Consider the following 2,512-nt stretch of genomic DNA (forward strand, 5'->3'; position numbering starts at 1 on the left):
GCGATATCCTGTGGTTCGAGGAGCCGACAATTCCAGACGACTATAAAGGCTATGGCCGAATTGCCGAAGCCACGGGCGTTCCCCTTGCCATGGGTGAAAACCTGCACACGATTCACGAATTCGAGTACGCCTTCGAAGACGCAAAGCTGAGTTTCATCCAGCCCGATGCCTCAAACTGCGGTGGGGTAACCGGCTGGCTGCGCGTGGCCGCGCTAAGCGCACAACACGGCATTCCGGTTTGCAGTCATGGGATGCAGGAACTGCACGTCAGCCTTGTTTCTGCGCAACCCAACGCGGGGTGGCTGGAAGTACACTCATTTCCGATAGACCAGTACACGACCCGTCCGCTGGTTGTGGAAGACTGTCTGGCCGTAGCCCCGGATACTCCGGGAACCGGAGTGGAATTCGACTGGGACAAACTGAATGCGGAACACAGGGAGATGCATACATGACGACCCAGACGATCTCTGCGGCGTACTACAGGGGCAACAAAAGCTTTGCCGTGGAACAGGCCCGGGCGACTGCTCCGAGCCCAAGCGAGGTTGCAGTTCGCGTTGCCTATTGTGGAATTTGCGGGACGGACATGCACGTCTACCACGGCAACATGGATGCCCGTGTCGGCCTGAACCGGGTGATTGGGCACGAGATGTCAGGTGTCGTAGAAGCGGTGGGCGAGGGCGTCGATACGGTAAAACCCGGCCAAAAGGTCGTCGTCCGACCGCTTGATCACTGCGGCGAATGCCCGGCCTGTAAACGGGGGCATCAGCATATCTGCCAGAACCTCAGGTTTCTCGGCCTCGACACCGATGGCGCCATGCAAGAGATCTGGACCGTTCCGGCCCACACGTTGCACGTTCTTCCGGATGACTTGCGCATGGATCACGCGGCGCTGATCGAGCCGGTCGCCGTTGCTTGCCACGATGTGCGGCTATCTAGCCTGCAATCTGGAGAGGACGTTGTCGTCATCGGTGGAGGCCCGATCGGCATGCTGGTTGCCATGGTTGCGCGGGACGCAGGCGGAAACGTCGTGATTTCCGAAGTGAATCCGAACCGCTTGGCCATTGCCGAAAAGCTTGGTTTTGACACGATCAACCCAATCGAAACCGATCTGGTGGCCACGATCAACGCGCGCACGGGCGACAAAGGGGCGGATGTGGTTTTCGAGGTATCGGGAACGCAGCCCGGTGTTGATGCGATGACCGCCGTTGCCGCGACGCGGGCCCGGATCGTGATGGTCGCGATCCATGCTCAAAAGCCCCAGATCGACCTGTTCCAGTTCTTCTGGCGAGAGCTGCAACTGATAGGTGCTAGGGTCTATGAGCCAGAGGATTACGAGAAAGCCATCGCAGTTGTCGCCTCGGGCGGAGTGGACGCGGATGTTGTGATTACTGGCGTCAGCCCTCTGGCAGACATTCAGGCCGCGTTTGAAGCACTGGATCGCAGTCCAACCGCAATGAAAAGCCTGATCGAAGTAGGACCGCGTTCATGAGTGTTTTGCAAAGTTTCGACCTGACGGGAAAGACGGCCCTTGTTACTGGGTGCAAACGCGGCATCGGGCGCGGCATGGCCGAGGCATTGGCATCGGCCGGAGCCGATATCATCGGAGTGTCCGCCTCGCTCGAGCTGTCCGGCTCGGAGGTCGAAAAAGCCGTCACGGCGATGGGGCGCAGTTTCCGGGCTTACCAATGCGACTTCTCGGACCGCTCCGCGCTGCATGGGTTCATTGATCAGTTGAGGGCCGACGGACAAACCCCTGATATCCTTGTCAACAATGCCGGCACGATCAAACGCAAGCCAGCCGCCGAACACCCGGACGACTGGTGGGACGAAGTGATTGAGGTCAACCTGTCCTCGCAATTCGTTCTGTCTCGCGAGATCGGCAAGGACATGCTGGCGCGCGGCTCTGGGAAGATCATCTTCACTGCATCGCTGCTGACATTTCAGGGCGGTATTACCGTGCCGGGATATGCAGCTTCGAAAGGTGGGATTGGACAACTGACCAAGGCTTTGGCCAACGAATGGGCCGGGCAGGGCGTGAATGTGAATGCGATCGCGCCTGGCTACATCGCGACCGACAACACCCAAGCCCTGCGGGATGATCCGGTCCGATCTAAGTCGATCCTTGAACGAACACCCCAGGGCCGTTGGGGTACGCCTGATGACTTTGCCGGACCGGTGGTCTTTCTGGCCTCTGCCGCGTCGGACTTCGTCAACGGTGAAATCCTTGTCGTCGACGGGGGCTGGATGGGGCGGTAGCACTGTCAAAATGCACGGCATTTAATCTGACTGAGCATGCTACCAAGGGGCCTACTTGGCTTAGACTTGGAGGAAGAATTTCCTTCGTTGTTCTGACAGAGGGCCTGTTCGAACAAGTTTGGCCTGACCATCGAAACAATAAATACGCGCAAAACGCTAAGATGTTGAACTCAATGGGAGGCGAGTCTCAACAATTCCATCCCATTATTTACGCATTCCGACAGATGGTTATGAAAAACAACTCAAAACGCAGAGG

General features: G+C 57.9%; 3 protein-coding genes. All 3 read left to right on the forward strand.

All coding sequences use genetic code 11. The features are described from left to right. A partial coding sequence (locus tag ACR0E6_RS20780; protein WP_480586874.1) for an enolase C-terminal domain-like protein occupies positions 1-452 on the forward strand: 452 nt, incomplete at its 5' end. Next, positions 449-1,489, forward strand: coding sequence for a zinc-dependent alcohol dehydrogenase (locus ACR0E6_RS20785; RefSeq protein ID WP_480586876.1), 1,041 nt, complete (start codon positions 449-451; stop codon positions 1,487-1,489). The genes ACR0E6_RS20780 and ACR0E6_RS20785, both read left to right, overlap by 4 nt. Beyond that, complete coding sequence (locus tag ACR0E6_RS20790; RefSeq protein ID WP_480564972.1) at positions 1,486-2,256, forward strand: SDR family oxidoreductase; 771 nt, start codon at positions 1,486-1,488, stop codon at positions 2,254-2,256. Before ACR0E6_RS20785 ends, ACR0E6_RS20790 begins: the two co-directional genes overlap by 4 nt. Positions 2,257-2,512 lie beyond the last annotated feature (256 nt).

It is taken from the genome of Ruegeria sp. AP12 (assembly GCF_056540025.1).

Bases quoted from the DNA above. Each gene is read 5' to 3' on its own strand.
- ACR0E6_RS20785 (WP_480586876.1), top strand. From the start codon at position 449: ATGACGACCCAGACGATCTCTGCGGCGTACTACAGGGGCAACAAAAGC.
- ACR0E6_RS20790 (WP_480564972.1), top strand. From the start codon at position 1,486: ATGAGTGTTTTGCAAAGTTTCGACCTGACGGGAAAGACGGCCCTTGTT.